The sequence below is a fragment of the Streptomyces sp. NPDC052773 genome, from assembly GCF_044547145.1.
Lineage (GTDB): Bacteria > Actinomycetota > Actinomycetes > Streptomycetales > Streptomycetaceae > Streptomyces.
Map to the genome: position 1 here is coordinate 492,348 of NZ_JBITZX010000001.1, position 13,151 is coordinate 505,498.

Below are 13,151 nucleotides of genomic sequence, written 5' to 3' on the forward strand. Positions count from 1 at the left end.
CACTCATCCCATGCGCGTGTATCTCGGCTCGGACCATGCCGGCTTCGAACTCAAGAACCACCTCGTCGAATGGCTCAAGGCGGCGGGTCACGACCCCGTCGACTGCGGCCCGCACATCTACGACGCCCAGGACGACTACCCGCCCTTCTGCCTCCGCGCCGCGGAGAAGACCGCCGCGGACCCCGACTCCCTCGGCATCGTGATCGGCGGCTCCGGCAACGGCGAGCAGATCGCCGCCAACAAGGTCAAGGGCGTCCGTGCCGCCCTCGCCTGGAGCGAGGAGACGGCGGCGCTGGGCCGCCAGCACAACAACGCCAACGTCGTCGCCGTCGGCGCGCGCATGCACACCCAGGAGGAGGCGACCAAGTTCGTCGAGGTCTTCCTGGGCACCCCCTTCTCCGGTGACGAGCGTCACATCCGCCGCATCGACATGCTGGCCGGGTACGAGACCACGGGCGAGCTGCCGCCGATCCCGGCTCACCACCCGCAGCAGGACTGACGCGACGCCCCGCGGGGCCGGAAGGCCACGCCCCGCCGGGGCTGGAAGGAAACGGAAAACCGTGCCAGAGGGGCACACGATTCACCGGCTGGCGCTCGACTACGCCGCCCGCTTCTCCGGCACGGCCCCCCGGGTCACCAGCCCCCAGGGCAAGTTCTCCGACGCCGCCGACCTGCTCGACGGCGCCGTCCTCACCGCCACCGAGGCCCACGGCAAGCACCTCTTCCTGCGCTTCCGCGACGCCGACTGGGTCCACATCCACCTGGGCCTGTTCGGCAAGGTCGCCTTCGGCGACGCCCCGGCGCCCCCGCCCACCGACACCGTCCGGCTGCGCCTGGCGAACGCCACGTCGTACGTCGACCTGCGCGGCCCGACGACCTGCGCCCTGATCACGGACACCGAGAAGCAGGCGATACACGACCGCCTCGGCCCCGACCCGCTGCGCGACGACGCCGACCCGGACGCGGCCTACCGCCGCGTCTCCCGCAGCCGTACGACCATCGCCGCCCTGCTGATGGACCAGAAGGTCATCGCGGGCGTCGGCAACGTCTACCGCGCGGAGGTCCTCTTCCGGCACGGCATCGACCCCTATCGCGCGGGCCGCGACATCACCCCCGCCGAGTGGGACGCGATCTGGACCGACCTCGTGGCGCTGATGCGCGAGGGCGTCCGCAACAACCGCATCGACACCGTCCGCCCCGAGCACACCCCCGAGGCCATGGGCCGTCCGCCGCGCGTCGACGACCACGGCGGCGAGGTGTACGTCTACCGCAGGGCCACCCTGCCCTGCCACATCTGTGGCGGCGAGATCCGCACCGCCGACCTCGCCGCCCGCAACCTCTTCTGGTGCCCCACCTGCCAGCGCGCCTGAGGCGCCCGCCTCAGAACCCGTGCGGCAGCCAGGGCGCCGGCCCGGCCGGCCCGAACGCCACCGCCGCCTCCGCCAGCGCCCCCGGCCGCAGTTCGCGGACGCGCCCGGCCGCGGCCAGCGCGGTGAGGCTCACCGCGCCGAGATACGCCGACCCCAACTCGCGCACCGACAGGGCGAGATCCGCCGCGTCGGTCGTACGCTCGCACGACGCGCCCTTGGCGTCCCCGCTGAGCCGCCAACGCCCCGTGTTCCACGGGCAGAAGGCGTCCTCGACGTCCAGCACCACGTCCACCGGCGCGGCATACGTCCGCGCCTCCAGCGCGGCGCCCACCTCCACCGGGCGCAGATACAGCGAGTCCCGCAGCCGGGGCCGGCACCGGCGGACGTCCGACACCAGGTACTGCCAGGCGTCGTCGACCGGACGCCCCCGCACGACCAGCGTGGAGGTCAGGTCGATCCCGAACAGGAACCGCCACAGCGCCGCGTCCACCGCGGGATCCAACGCCGCCAGCTCCTCCAGGAGCACCGTGCCGTCGTGGCCGCTCTCGCCCCAGCCCAGCTTCACCCGGAACCGGGCGTATCCGGCGATCCGGCCGTCCCGCTCGGCGACCACGCACTGGAGCGGCGACGCGCCCTCCCGCTCGCTCTCCGGGTCCAGGAGCCCCACCCGCTCCCACTTCGGCCGCCGCGCCAGCATGCCGGGCCGCCCGGGCACCAGCCGGGCGTAGACCGCCTCGCAGTCGTCGAGCACGTCGGCGGGCGCCGCGTAGCGCAGCCGTACGTCGTCGGTCCCGGCCGGCACCGACAGCCGCACCCGGGCGGTGTCGATCTCGGCGCTCAGCGCGTACGTCGCCACCCCGTACCCGAACCGGCCGTAGATGTCCGGCTCGGAGGCGGTCAGCACCGCCAGCGGCTCGCCCCACGAGCGGACGTCGTCCAGCTGCCGCCGCATCATCGACGTCAGCACCCCGCGCCGCCGGTGCGTGCCGGCCACGCCGACCATGGTGACGCCGGCCGCGGGCACCGACGCCCCGCCGGGCACCGTCAGCCGGAACGTGAACGCCCCCGCCGTCCCCACGACCGCGTCCCCGTCCCAGACGGCCAGGGAACGGTCGAACTCGGTGATTTCCCGCCACAGTTCCCGTTCCTCGGGTGCCTCCGGCACACCGCCGAAGGCGCGCAGCAGGGTGTCGTACCACACGTCCCAGTCGTCCGGCCGCAGGACGCGCATTCCGTCCGACCAGTCACTCGCCATCGCCATGGTCCATGCCTATCAGGGCGATGAGGGGCGAGCGAGGGAATTTCCGGCGGGCGGCGGCAGGGCGGCTTTCCGTGAAGTTCACCGCGAAGTCCGGCCTCGGACGGGGGACAAGTGGGACCTCCCGTGCCAAGCGGCGGGTCCGCTGGATAGGGTCCCGAACTAATGGCAGCAGGAGGAGAACGGCGCGCGGCGGCCGAGACGTTCCCGGCCCGGTGGAAGATGCAGTGGCACCGGGTCCGCGTCGGCCTGCGCAGAAGCGCCGTCGACTACTTCCGCGGCGACGGCTCCGACTGGGTCGCCCTCGCCGGACTGCTCCTCACCGTCCCGCTCATCGCCGTCACCACCCTCGCCAACCCGGTGTGGTGCTCCCCGGCCGCGCTCGTCCTGCCGATCGTCGCGGGCGGGCTGCTGCTGCGCCCGGCGAGCCTGCTCGGCCTCTACGCGGCGGCGGCGACCGCCCTGATCGTGGAGTCGATCCAGCTCGGCCCCTACACGGAGGGCCCGTCCCGGGTGACTCCGGGCGTGGTCCTCGTGGTCGCCGCCTGCGGCTTCTTCGGCCTGCTCATCGCCCAGTTCCGCAGCCGGGTCGGCGTGCCGTGGCGGCGCGGCGGCACCATGCTGTTCGACCTGCGTGAACGCATCCGCACCCAGAGCCGGCTGCCCAAGCTGCCGGCCGGCTGGCACCGCGAGATGGCGCTGCGCCCGGCCGGCGGCCAGTCCTTCTCCGGCGACTTCGTGGTCGCGGCCCGCACCAACGGCGGCCGGACCCTGGAGGTCGTCCTCACCGACGTCTCCGGCAAGGGCATGGACGCCGCCTCCCGCGCCCTCCTCCTGGCCGGCGCCTTCAGCGGCCTGCTCGGCTCGCTGCCCCCGCACGCCTTCCTCCCGGCCGCCAACGGCTATCTGCTCCGCCAGGACTGGGACGAGGGCTTCGCCACCTCCATCCACCTGGTCCTGGACCTCGACTCCGGCGACTACGAGCTGTACTCCGCGGGCCATCCGCCGGGCCTCCAGCTCAGCGCGGGCAGCGGCCGCTGGGAGGAGAAGGCCGCCGAGGGCCCGCTGCTCGGCGTCTACGAGGGTGCCCAGTTCGACCCGGTCAAGGGCACTCTGCGCCCCGGCGACGTCCTCATGCTCTTCACCGACGGCCTGGTCGAGACCTCCGACCGCGACATCGTCGAGGGCATCGACCGCCTCACCGGCGAGGCCGACCGCTACGTCGCCGGCGGCTTCCACGGCGCCGCCTGGCACCTCATCGAGGCCGTCGCCAAGGACGTCAACGACGACCGAGCCCTCCTCCTCATCTGCCGCGAGGGCCCCACAGCCCAGTCCCAGCCGCGCCCGTGAGGCCCCGCGCGGCGAGGCGCGGTCGGCGGCGTCCTCGGCTTCGGGGAAGCCACCGAGGCGTCGAGGCGTGGGCCGTGCCGCACCGGACGCGGACCTGGGCGCGCGAGGGCCGACCCCATCCGGCGCGGCCCGGCGACCACGGCCTGTGAGGCGCTTGGCCGGCCCGGCGGGAACCCCGCCCAGGGGGCAGGCGCGGGGCGGCACGTGCGCCGCGCCGTCGGTGCGAGCGGGCGGGCGGACGCCCGGCCGCGGCCGGCCTCGCCACCCGAACGGGAAGTCCTCGGTGCGCGGTGCGGGGGGCGCTGGGACACTGGCGGGGTGACCGAGACACCGCGCACCCTGCCGCTCGCCGAGGTCGAGGCGCTGGCCCGGGCGGCTCATGAGGGGCAGACCGACAAGGCCGGGCGGCCGTACGCCGAGCATCTCCAGGCCGTCGCGGAGGGCGTCCGCGCCCGCGGCGGCGATGCCGAGCAGATCGCCGCCGCCTGGCTGCACGACGCCGTCGAGGACGATGCGCTGCCCGAGCGATGGCTGCACCAGGCGCCGCTGAGCCGCCGTACGAAGGACATCGTGCTGGCGGTCAGCAAGCGGGCGGGGGAGTCCCCGGAGGCGTACGCCGCGCGGATCCTCGCCACGCCCGGCGCGCTGCTGGTGAAGGAGGCCGATCTGGCCCACAACGCGGACCCGGCCCGCCTCGCCGCCCTCGATGAGCCGACCCGCACACGACTGACCGAGAAGTACGCACGGATGCGCGCACTTCTCGGTCTCGAAGGGTGACGCCGGAGGCGAAGCCACGGGCGACGCCGAGGACGCCGCCCGCGCCAACCGGCCTCAGACGCGGGCGGTTTCCCGCTTGTTGTCGCTGTTGTCGCCGCTGTCGCCCTTGTCGGCGGATGCCCCGCCCTCGCCCGGTTCGTTCTTCCGGCGGTCCCGGGCGGCCTGCGCCGCGTCCTGCTTGAACGCCCACTCCATCTTCGGCTCCATCGCGAAGCGGAACACCCGCTGCACCGGCTTGGTGCACAGCAGCGTCACCCCGATCGCGGCGAGCACGGTCACGAAGATCTCACCGAGCGGCCGGTGCAGCCACGCGTGGTCGAACCAACCCTGGTACATACCGGCCTTGACCACGAACCCGTGCAGCAGATAGCCGTACAGCGTGCCCGCGCCCAGCGCGGTGAACCACAGGTGGCGCCGCGGCACCCAGGCGAAGAAGCAGGCGGTCAGCAGCAGCGAGCAGCCGAACATCGCCAGCACCATCACCGGCCCGACCCACCACGGCACGCCCAGCTCCTGCGCGGCGTCCCGGTGGTAGAACCAGGCGGTGTTCATCCGCGGCACGGCCCACCAGCCCACGGCCAGCGCGACCGCGAAGACCGGCACCGACAGGATCCGCACCGAACGGCGCCGCACCATCTGGAAGTGCTCGGGCTTCATGCACAGCCCCAGCACGAAGTACGGCAGGAACTGCAACACCCGCTGCAGATCCAGGTCGTCACCGATCTCCGGGCTGACCGACGCGGCCATCGCCAGCCCCAGCGCCACCGGCAGCGGCCAGCGGATCATCTTCCAGATCGGCGTGGTGAGCCGCCACAGGAACAGCGCGCACAGGAACCAGGTCAGGTACCAGGGGTCCAGCAGGCTGATCTCCTGGTCCGGCGCGTCGTCGATCACCCGCTTGAAGAGCGGATAGGCAGTCTCGAAGACGATGTACGGCACGGCGACACCGGTGATCAGCCGCTTCAGCCGGCTGGGGCGCATGTCGAAACTGCGCGAGAAGAAGCCGGAGATGATGATGAACGCCGGCATGTGGAAGGTGTACACGACGGTGTACACACCCTCCAGGATGCGGCTGTCACCCTTCAACGGCTCCCAGGCGTGACCGATGGCCACCAGCACGATCGCCAGGTATTTGGCGTTGTCGAAGAACGCGTCGCGCTGCTTGCCGGACTGCGGGCTCTGCGGGGACCGCGGGCTCGGCACTCCCGGTGCCGGCGACTGTGCCGGGGGAAGCGGCGCCCTGCGGCGGGAGGAGGCGGCGTGGAACATCTGAGGCACCCTAGCGTCGTCTGCGGGGTCGCGTAAAACCCCCCACGTCATTCCTGGTTCAGCGCTCGGTTACCCCCGATTTATGCAGGCAAAATGTCCAGTTGGAGGTAATTCGATTTATCTGTGCGCATGTTGTGTGGGCATGGAAACCAACCTGTCGAATTCCTGTCACGGACATGCCCTCGAATTACTGTGCGGCCCCGCGCGGCAGGCCCGTTGGCGGGGCGGAGGCCCACCCGCCGGTCACTGCCGTGACGGACGTTGCGTCACGGGCCGCATAGGGGCGGCCGGTTGGTGGCACGATGGTTCTGGCGGGGGTGTGCGGTGCCGGCATCCCCCGGCCGGTAGAGCGGACCGACCGAGGGTGTGATCTGTTGTGGCCATTTCACTGTCAGTGGTGCTGCTGTTGGCGATCATCCTGGTCGTGATGATGCGCGGCGGTTCGATCAAGGCCGGGCCCGCCATCGTGGCGATCCTCTTCGGCTTCTTCCTCGCCTCGACGGGCATGGCCCCGTCGATCAATCGTTTCCTCAACTCGATAGCGGAAACGATCAACTCCATCAGCTTCTGACGCCCCCACCGCGGGCCGCCGAAACACCTCAGGGCCGGCCGGAGAGACGATCTCCGGCCGGCCCTGAGCCGTAGAGAGCGGGCGACGGGAATCGAACCCGCGTAGCCAGTTTGGAAGACTGGGGCTCTACCATTGAGCTACGCCCGCACACGCGCGCCGCTGGTCGGGTGACCGCGGCACTGCAGGCATCGTAGCGGGTCGTCCCCCTTCACCGCACACCCCTTCACCCCACCCCCGGTCCGGCGCCGCGTCGACGCCCCCGCGCCCGCGCGTGGAATACGGCGGCCGGGCCGTCGCCGGGCATGTACCCTACGTGTCGCACACCAGACGGGGTGTGGCGCAGCTTGGTAGCGCGTCCGCTTTGGGAGCGGAAGGCCGTGGGTTCAAATCCCGCCACCCCGACCAGTCACTGATCACCTTGAGCGACCGTCCGCGCCCTCGCGCATGATCGCCTTTTGGGCGGTGTACCCGCTGCCGTTACTATGCAAGCTGCACGCCCGTGTGTCCGGCCTAGCGGCCTGCGAACTCCTCCGGGCGGCGAAATCCGCCGGGCCGGTCTGGCCCCGGCAGAACCCGAGCAGTCAGCCACAAGGAGACCGAACCGTGAAGAGCGCCGTGGAGAACCTGAACCCGACCCGGGTTCGGCTCACTGTCGAGGTGCCCTTCGAGGAGCTCAAGGACAGCCTCGACGCGGCGTACAAGAAGATCAACCAGCAGGTCACGGTGAAGGGCTTCCGCAAGGGCAAGATCCCGGCCCGGGTCATCGACCAGCGGTTCGGCCGCGGCGCCGTGCTGGAGGAGGCCGTCAACGACGCGCTTCCGAAGTTCTACACGGAGGCGGTCAACGAGGCCGAGCTCAACGTCCTCGGCCAGCCCGAGGTCGACATCACGGAGCTGAAGGACGGCGAGACGCTGAACTTCACCGCCGAGGTCGACGTCCGCCCGACGATCGAGATCCCGGACTACTCCGGCATCGAGGTCGAGGTCGACGCCGTCGAGGTCACCGACGAGGACGTCGAGAAGTCGGTCGAGCAACTCCGCGAGCGCTTCGCCTCCACCACCCCGGTGGAGCGCGCCGCCGAGGACGGCGACGTGGTCACCGTCGACCTGGAGGCCAAGGTCGAGGGCAAGGTCCTCGAGGACGGCATCGCCAAGGGCGTCTCCTACGCCATCGGCTCCGGCGAGCTGCTGGACGGCATCGACGACGCCGTGAAGGGCCTGGAGGCCGGTGGCGAGGCCACCTTCACCTCCGAGCTCAAGGGCGGCTCCGCCGCCGGCAAGGAGGCCGAGGTCACCGTCAAGGTCACCCAGGTCGCCAAGCGCGAGCTGCCCGAGCTGGACGACGACTTCGCGCAGCTCGCCTCCGAGTTCGACACCCTCGAGGAGCTGAAGGCCGACAGCCGCAAGCGCCTGGAGAACATGAAGCAGTTCGACCAGGCCACCCAGGCGCAGGAGCGCGTCCTGGAGAAGCTGCTCGAGCTGGTCGAGGTCCCGGTCCCCGAGAAGCTGCTCGAGGACGAGATCAACACCCGCAAGCACAACCTCGAGCACCACCAGCTCGCCCAGATGGGTCTCACCCTCGACAAGTACCTGGAGCTCCAGGGCAAGACCGCCGAGGAGTTCGAGAACGAGACCCGCGAGGCCGCGATCAAGGGCATCAAGACCCAGTTCGTGCTCGACGAGCTCGTCAAGCAGGAGAAGCTCAACGTCAACCAGGAGGAGCTCACCGAGCACCTCATGCGGCGTGCCGCCTCCTCCGGCATGTCCCCCGACCAGTTCGCGCAGGCCGTCGTCGAGCAGGGCCAGGTCCCGCTGCTCGTCGGCGAGGTCGCCCGCGGCAAGGCGCTGGCCGTCGTGGTCGAGAAGGCCACGGTGAAGGACACCAACGGCGAGATCATCGACCTCTCCGACGAGGACGAGGACGAGACCGAGGCCGCGGAGGGCTCCGCCGAGAACACCGCGGGCGAGGCCGCCGCCGAGGAGAAGTCCGAGGGCTGATCCGCACGGCACCTCCGATGACGCAGGACGGGCCCTGGGTACTCACGCACCCGGGGCCCGTCGGCGTATCCGGGCCGCGGTGCGTCACACGACGCTACGCCCCCGGCGAACACTCCCGTTACCGGGATTCCCCCGGAGGGCCCCCGCGTTAGGGTCCATGAATACGTAGTACACGTGAGACGGCCCGGCGCCGTCGTAAGACGAGCAGGTGGATACGTGACGAATCTGATGCCCTCCGCCGCCGGCGAGCCTTCCATCGGTGGTGGCCTCGGCGACCAGGTCTACAACCGGCTGCTCAACGAGCGGATCATCTTCCTCGGCCAGCCGGTGGACGACGACATCGCCAACAAGATCACCGCGCAGCTGCTGCTCCTTGCCGCTGACCCGGACAAGGACATTTTCCTCTACATCAACAGCCCCGGCGGCTCGATCACGGCCGGCATGGCGATCTACGACACCATGCAGTACATCAAGAACGACGTGGTGACGATCGCCATGGGCCTCGCGGCCTCCATGGGCCAGTTCCTGCTCAGCGCGGGCACCCCGGGCAAGCGCTTCGCCCTGCCGAACGCCGAGATCCTGATCCACCAGCCCTCCGCCGGCCTGGCCGGCTCGGCCTCGGACATCAAGATCCACGCCGAGCGGCTGCTGCACACCAAGAAGCGCATGGCCGAGCTCACGGCCCAGCACACCGGCCAGTCGGTCGAGCAGATCACCCGCGACTCGGACCGCGACCGCTGGTTCGACGCGTACGAGGCCAAGGAGTACGGCCTCATCGACGACGTCATCGCCACGGCCGCCGGCATGCCGGGCGGCGGAGGCACCGGGGCGGGCTCCTGAGGGCCGTACGGCCCTCAAAGGCCCCCGTACACCCTGTGCGACCCCTGAACGCCCCCAGCCACCGCCCCAGCCCCTTTCAGGAGACACCGTGAACGACTTCCCCGGCAGCGGCATCTACGACCGTGCGCGTGCCGAGTACACCGGCCCCACGGCCGAGTCCCGCTATGTCATCCCGCGTTTCGTCGAGCGCACCTCCCAGGGCATCCGCGAGTACGACCCGTACGCGAAGCTCTTCGAGGAGCGTGTGATCTTCCTCGGCGTCCAGATCGACGACGCCTCCGCCAACGACGTCATGGCGCAGCTGCTGTGCCTGGAGTCGATGGACCCCGACCGGGACATCTCGGTCTACATCAACAGCCCCGGCGGTTCCTTCACCGCGCTGACGGCGATCTACGACACGATGCAGTTCGTCAAGCCGGACATCCAGACGGTCTGCATGGGCCAGGCGGCCTCCGCCGCGGCCGTGCTGCTGGCCGCCGGCACGCCCGGCAAGCGGATGGCGCTGCCGAACGCGCGCGTGCTGATCCACCAGCCGTACAGTGAGACCGGCCGCGGTCAGGTCTCCGACCTGGAGATCGCCGCCAACGAGATCCTGCGGATGCGCTCGCAGCTGGAGGAGATGCTGGCCAAGCACTCCACCCAGCCGGTGGAGAAGATCCGCGAGGACATCGAGCGCGACAAGATCCTCACGGCCGAGGACGCGCTGCAGTACGGCCTGATCGACCAGATCATCTCCACCCGCAAGATGAACAACGCCGCGGTCCGCTGACGCGGACACCGTAGGATGTGCCGCCCCTTGGCACAGTGCACGTGGAAGTGAACCGCGCCAAGGGGGGCCCGAACGGGGGGCTCGGCAAGGTACCGTCGGACATAAGGCAGCACCAGGAGCCGCTGGACGTTTCCGTCCAGTCGTCTCCCAGGCGAAGGGGAAGCACACCGTGGCACGCATCGGTGACGGCGGCGATCTGCTCAAGTGCTCGTTCTGCGGCAAGAGCCAGAAGCAGGTCAAGAAGCTCATCGCAGGCCCCGGTGTGTACATCTGCGACGAGTGCATCGACCTCTGCAACGAGATCATCGAGGAAGAGCTCGCGGAGACCAGTGAGGTCCGCTGGGAGGAACTGCCCAAGCCGCGCGAGATCTACGAGTTCCTCGAGGGGTACGTCGTCGGCCAGGAGGCCGCGAAGAAGGCCCTCTCGGTGGCGGTCTACAACCACTACAAGCGCGTTCAGGCGGGCGAGAACGGCGGCGGCAGCCGCGAGGACGCCATCGAGCTGGCGAAGTCCAACATCCTGCTGCTGGGCCCCACGGGCTCGGGCAAGACGCTGCTGGCCCAGACCCTGGCCCGGATGCTGAACGTCCCGTTCGCCATCGCCGACGCGACGGCGCTGACGGAGGCGGGGTACGTCGGCGAGGACGTCGAGAACATCCTGCTGAAGCTGATCCAGGCGGCCGACTACGACGTCAAGAAGGCCGAGACCGGGATCATCTACATCGACGAGATCGACAAGGTCGCACGTAAGAGCGAAAACCCGTCGATCACCCGTGACGTCTCGGGCGAGGGCGTCCAGCAGGCCCTGCTGAAGATCCTGGAAGGCACCACGGCCTCGGTCCCGCCGCAGGGCGGACGCAAGCACCCGCACCAGGAGTTCATCCAGATCGACACGACGAACGTGCTGTTCATCGTGGGCGGTGCCTTCGCCGGTCTGGAGAAAATCATCGAGTCCCGGGCCGGCGCCAAGGGCATCGGCTTCGGCGCGACGATCCGCTCCAAGCGCGAACTCGAGTCCAAGGATCAGTTCGAGGACGTCATGCCCGAGGACCTGGTCAAGTTCGGCATGATCCCCGAGTTCATCGGCCGCCTCCCGGTGATCACGAGCGTCCACAACCTGGACCGCGAAGCGCTCCTGAAGATCCTGGTGGAGCCCCGCAACGCCCTGGTGAAGCAGTACCAGCGCCTCTTCGAACTCGACGGCGTGGAACTCGACTTCGAACGCGAGGCCCTGGAAGCCATCGCCGACCAGGCCATCCTCCGCCAGACCGGCGCGCGCGGCCTGCGCGCCATCATGGAGGAAGTCCTCATGTCGGTGATGTACGAAGTCCCGTCCCGCAAGGACGTGGCCCGAGTCGTCATCACCGCCGACGTCGTCCACTCCAACGTCAACCCGACCCTGATCCCGCGGGACGCGCGGGGGCGGGGGCCGGGGGAGCAGAAGACGGCCTGAGCATCCCGGCAGCGAAGGGCGGCACCCCACGAGGGGTGCCGCCCTTCGGCGTGTCGGACCAGGGTGGAGGGATCAAGCCATTGTCCCGGCCAGACCTTGAGCCGACCTCATGTTCATGATCGAATCGAGCCGACCGAGTCGGACATGTACTCGAATGTCTGGCTGCTATGAAACGGGAGAACCACGCATGACTTTCCAGAGGGCCCAGCGCCTGGTGGCCGCGGCCGGTGTGATGGTGGCGGCAGGCGCACTGCCGATCCTGGCGGCCTCGCCGGCGAGTGCCACGCAGAGCGCCTGCACCAACTATGTGGCGACGCATGGGTACTTCGCCGGCCCGAAGGTGAAGGCCGCCTGCAGTCACGGCGCGATAGACGTGGGTGTGGGTAAGTTCGCCAACCCTGCCTGCATCGAGGCCCTGGCGAGGATCGACGTGCCTGCCTCGGTTTCGGGGCCGGCGTGTAAGCGAGCCTGATCACAGGGAAGGCGGCTCGGTGGACCACCGAGCCGCCTTCATTTGTGCGAAGCGGGAGGAGACGTCAGGCCTTGACGCGGACTTCCTCGCGGAACTTGGCCGTGAGGTCGGCTGCGGCCGCCTGGTCGGTCGGCTTCTCCGCGGCGATGTTCGCGAAGTCCAGCGGCATCACGAGAGCGAGGGTGCTGTAGTCGCCCCACACGCAGTAGGTCACGTTCATCTCGCTCGGGCCGCCGCCGGAGCTGGACGAGGGGTCCTTGGGCTCCATCTTGGCGTCCTGGCACTTGAGAACGGCGCCTTCGGCGTTGTCGTAGGACTTCGCCTCACCGACGAAAGTGACCTTCATTTCGTCGTCGTCCTTGTTGGAGTCCTCCCGCATGAAGGTGAGGAAGGCATCGACGACCTTCTCGGGATCCTCGATCTCGCCGTAGACGCCACCGTACGTGAGCATCTTCCTCGCCAGCGGGTTGTCCTCACTGCCCGCGCCGTAACTGGCTTCGACCTCCTTGGGGTTCTTCACCCCCCACTTCTCGGCGTCCTTGATGTCGTCGCTCGACAGGGAATCGCCGTCGCTCTCACTCTTCTTGTACTCGCCGAGCACCGTCGCGGGCGTGTCCAGCTTGTGCGGCCCGTCGTCCGCGACGTCCGAGTTGCCGCCGCTGCCCCCCGCCAGGAGGAAGTACGCGCCGACCGCGATGGCCGCGACGACCGCGACCGCGCCGATGACGAGGCCGGTCTTCTTCTTGCCGCCGGCCGGGACGGGGGGCTGGGGCGTGCCGTAGGGGGCCTGGCCATAGGGCGGCTGCTGGCCGTAGGGGGGCTGCTGCGGCGGGACGCCCTGCGGGGCCTGCTGCGGGTAGCCGTAGCCGGGCTGCGGCTGGGCGGGCTGCTGGGGGTAGCCATAGCCGGGCTGGGGTGCCTGCGGCTGCTGGCCGTAGGGGCCCGGCTGACCGTACGGTCCGGGCTGCTGGGGCTGCCCGCCGTACGGGCCCGGCTGGTTGTAGCTCATTACTGGGTTCCCCTC

General features: G+C 70.0%; 13 protein-coding genes and 2 tRNA genes. 11 read left to right on the forward strand and 4 right to left on the reverse strand.

Annotation, left to right across the window (positions count from 1 at the left end):
* The first annotated feature begins 10 nt into the window (after positions 1-10).
* A complete protein-coding gene (locus tag ACIG0D_RS02335; protein WP_165998562.1) occupies positions 11-499 on the forward strand; it encodes a ribose-5-phosphate isomerase in 489 nt (162 codons plus the stop codon).
* Between the two features lie 61 nt (positions 500-560).
* Complete coding sequence (locus ACIG0D_RS02340) at positions 561-1,370, forward strand: Fpg/Nei family DNA glycosylase (protein WP_399795763.1); 810 nt, start codon at positions 561-563, stop codon at positions 1,368-1,370.
* Between the two features lie 10 nt (positions 1,371-1,380).
* On the opposite strand, the gene ACIG0D_RS02345 is transcribed toward ACIG0D_RS02340, so the two are convergent.
* The gene (locus tag ACIG0D_RS02345) at positions 1,381-2,631 is read right to left on the reverse strand and encodes a GNAT family N-acetyltransferase (RefSeq protein ID WP_399795764.1); all 1,251 of its coding nucleotides are present in this window, start codon (positions 2,629-2,631) and stop codon (positions 1,381-1,383) included.
* A gap of 162 nt (positions 2,632-2,793) precedes the next feature.
* On the opposite strand from ACIG0D_RS02345, the gene ACIG0D_RS02350 reads away from it, so the two are divergent.
* Positions 2,794-3,978 (forward strand): PP2C family protein-serine/threonine phosphatase, encoded by a 1,185-nt coding sequence (locus tag ACIG0D_RS02350; RefSeq protein ID WP_365757335.1) that lies wholly within the window; start codon positions 2,794-2,796, stop codon positions 3,976-3,978.
* 318 nt (positions 3,979-4,296) lie between these two features.
* Positions 4,297-4,755, forward strand: a complete 459-nt coding sequence (locus ACIG0D_RS02355) for an HD domain-containing protein (protein WP_365757333.1) — start codon at positions 4,297-4,299, stop codon at positions 4,753-4,755.
* A gap of 54 nt (positions 4,756-4,809) precedes the next feature.
* Here the strand turns inward: ACIG0D_RS02355 and ACIG0D_RS02360 are convergent, their stop codons facing one another.
* Positions 4,810-5,958, reverse strand: a complete 1,149-nt coding sequence (locus tag ACIG0D_RS02360) for an acyltransferase family protein (protein ID WP_399795765.1) — start codon at positions 5,956-5,958, stop codon at positions 4,810-4,812.
* A 442-nt stretch (positions 5,959-6,400) separates the two neighbouring features.
* On the opposite strand from ACIG0D_RS02360, the gene ACIG0D_RS02365 reads away from it, so the two are divergent.
* Complete coding sequence (locus tag ACIG0D_RS02365; protein ID WP_365757329.1) at positions 6,401-6,595, forward strand: hypothetical protein; 195 nt, start codon at positions 6,401-6,403, stop codon at positions 6,593-6,595.
* A 76-nt stretch (positions 6,596-6,671) separates the two neighbouring features.
* Here the strand turns inward: ACIG0D_RS02365 and ACIG0D_RS02370 are convergent.
* Positions 6,672-6,742: transfer RNA gene (locus ACIG0D_RS02370), tRNA-Gly, on the reverse strand.
* A 181-nt stretch (positions 6,743-6,923) separates the two neighbouring features.
* Between ACIG0D_RS02370 and ACIG0D_RS02375 the strand changes: the two genes are divergently transcribed.
* From ACIG0D_RS02375 to ACIG0D_RS02400, 6 genes are all read left to right on the forward strand, one after another.
* A tRNA-Pro gene (locus ACIG0D_RS02375) sits at positions 6,924-7,000 on the forward strand.
* Between the two features lie 198 nt (positions 7,001-7,198).
* The gene (tig, locus tag ACIG0D_RS02380; RefSeq protein WP_399795767.1) at positions 7,199-8,593 is read left to right on the forward strand and encodes a trigger factor; all 1,395 of its coding nucleotides are present in this window, start codon (positions 7,199-7,201) and stop codon (positions 8,591-8,593) included.
* A gap of 228 nt (positions 8,594-8,821) precedes the next feature.
* Positions 8,822-9,433, forward strand: a complete 612-nt coding sequence (locus ACIG0D_RS02385) for an ATP-dependent Clp protease proteolytic subunit (RefSeq protein WP_365757729.1) — start codon at positions 8,822-8,824, stop codon at positions 9,431-9,433.
* An 88-nt stretch (positions 9,434-9,521) separates the two neighbouring features.
* Complete coding sequence (locus ACIG0D_RS02390; RefSeq protein WP_365757325.1) at positions 9,522-10,202, forward strand: ATP-dependent Clp protease proteolytic subunit; 681 nt, start codon at positions 9,522-9,524, stop codon at positions 10,200-10,202.
* A 169-nt stretch (positions 10,203-10,371) separates the two neighbouring features.
* Positions 10,372-11,655, forward strand: coding sequence for an ATP-dependent Clp protease ATP-binding subunit ClpX (gene clpX, locus ACIG0D_RS02395; protein WP_399795769.1), 1,284 nt, complete (start codon positions 10,372-10,374; stop codon positions 11,653-11,655).
* A gap of 187 nt (positions 11,656-11,842) precedes the next feature.
* Positions 11,843-12,127: a hypothetical protein gene (locus ACIG0D_RS02400; RefSeq protein WP_399795770.1), complete on the forward strand. Its 285-nt coding sequence runs from the start codon at positions 11,843-11,845 to the stop codon at positions 12,125-12,127.
* A gap of 64 nt (positions 12,128-12,191) precedes the next feature.
* Here the strand turns inward: ACIG0D_RS02400 and ACIG0D_RS02405 are convergent, their stop codons facing one another.
* Complete coding sequence (locus ACIG0D_RS02405; protein WP_399795771.1) at positions 12,192-13,136, reverse strand: hypothetical protein; 945 nt, start codon at positions 13,134-13,136, stop codon at positions 12,192-12,194.
* Positions 13,137-13,151 lie beyond the last annotated feature (15 nt).

Bases quoted from the DNA above. Each gene is read 5' to 3' on its own strand.
- ACIG0D_RS02335 (WP_165998562.1), top strand. From the start codon at position 11: ATGCGCGTGTATCTCGGCTCGGACCATGCCGGCTTCGAACTCAAGAAC.
- ACIG0D_RS02345 (WP_399795764.1), bottom strand. From the start codon at position 2,631: ATGGCGATGGCGAGTGACTGGTCGGACGGAATGCGCGTCCTGCGGCCG.
- ACIG0D_RS02350 (WP_365757335.1), top strand. From the start codon at position 2,794: ATGGCAGCAGGAGGAGAACGGCGCGCGGCGGCCGAGACGTTCCCGGCC.
- ACIG0D_RS02385 (WP_365757729.1), top strand. From the start codon at position 8,822: ATGCCCTCCGCCGCCGGCGAGCCTTCCATCGGTGGTGGCCTCGGCGAC.
- ACIG0D_RS02400 (WP_399795770.1), top strand. From the start codon at position 11,843: ATGACTTTCCAGAGGGCCCAGCGCCTGGTGGCCGCGGCCGGTGTGATG.
- ACIG0D_RS02405 (WP_399795771.1), bottom strand. From the start codon at position 13,136: ATGAGCTACAACCAGCCGGGCCCGTACGGCGGGCAGCCCCAGCAGCCC.